Here is a 1,237-nt window from a genome sequence, read left to right as displayed (position 1 = left end):
AGCCTAGTGTGTGGGTGGCACCCATCGGTCGGCTGCGCGAGAGTGACTAGCATCTCAGCGAGCCCGGCGCGGACCGTCGGGCCGGACAAGGAGTGGTCGATGGACAAGGTCGTCGAGAGCGCCGCGGCAGCGGTTGCGGACATCCCGGACGGCGCCACGTTGTCGGTCGGCGGGTTCGGGTTGTGCGGGATCCCGTCGGTGCTGATCGAGGCGCTGCTGGAGGCCGGCACCACGGACCTGGAGGCGGTGTCCAACAACTGCGGCGTCGACGACTGGGGCCTGGGCCGGCTGCTGGTGGACCGGCGGCTGCGACGGATGGTGGCGTCGTACGTCGGGGAGAACAAGGAGTTCGCCCGCCAGTACCTCTCCGGCGAGCTCGAGGTCGAGCTGACCCCGCAGGGCACCCTGGCCGAGCGGATGCGGGCCGGTGGCTCGGGCATCCCGGCGTTCTTCACCGCGACCGGTGTCGGCACCCAGGTCGCCGAGGGCGGCCTGCCGTGGCGGTACGACGCCGACGGCAACGTGGTCGTCGCCTCCCCGGCCAAGCAGACGCAGGTCTTCGAGACCCCGGAGGGCGCGAAGGAGTACGTCCTGGAGCACGCGATCGTCGCCGACTTCGGTCTGGTGCGGGCCTGGAAGGGCGACCGGCACGGCAACCTGGTCTTCCGGGACTCGGCGCGCAACTTCAACCCGCTGGCCGCGATGTGCGGGCGGGTCACGATCGCGGAGGTCGAGGAGCTGGTCGAGCCGGGCGAGCTGGACCCGAACGACGTCCACACCCCCGGCGTCTACGTGCAGCGCGTGGTCGCGCTCACGCCCGAGCAGGCCGCGGACAAGCGGATCGAGAAGCGCACCGTGCAACCGGCCCAGAGCGCCGTACAAGAAGAGAACGTGGGTGGCTGAGATGGCTGAACGCACTGGTTGGACCCGCGAGGAGATGGCGGCGCGTGCCGCGAGCGAGTTGGTCGACGGCTCCTACGTCAACCTCGGCATCGGGCTGCCGACGCTGGTGCCCAACTACGTCGGCGACGACGTGGAGCTGGTGCTGCAGTCGGAGAACGGCATCCTCGGGGTGGGGCCCTACCCCACCGAGGACGCCGTCGACGCCGACCTGATCAACGCGGGCAAGGAGACGGTGACGCTGCGGCGAGGGGCGTCGTTCTTCGACTCGGCGACGTCGTTCGGGATGATCCGCGGCGGCAAGATCGACGCCGCGATCCTGGGCGCGATGCAGGTC

2 protein-coding genes are annotated in these 1,237 nt (G+C 70.5%); both read left to right on the top strand.

Annotation, left to right across the window (positions count from 1 at the left end):
* The first annotated feature begins 99 nt into the window (after positions 1-99).
* Positions 100-903, top strand: coding sequence for a CoA transferase subunit A (locus ACXJKL_RS21300; protein ID WP_457208985.1), 804 nt, complete (start codon positions 100-102; stop codon positions 901-903).
* Position 904: 1 nt separating this feature from the next.
* Positions 905-1,237 (top strand): CoA-transferase (locus ACXJKL_RS21295; protein WP_457208984.1); only part of this gene is annotated, 333 nt, incomplete at its 3' end.

The sequence above is a fragment of the Nocardioides sp. P5_C9_2 genome (genome assembly GCF_054049555.1).
The sequence above is the reverse complement of the archived record's forward strand: the minus strand, read 5'-3'. Positions and strand labels throughout refer to the sequence as shown.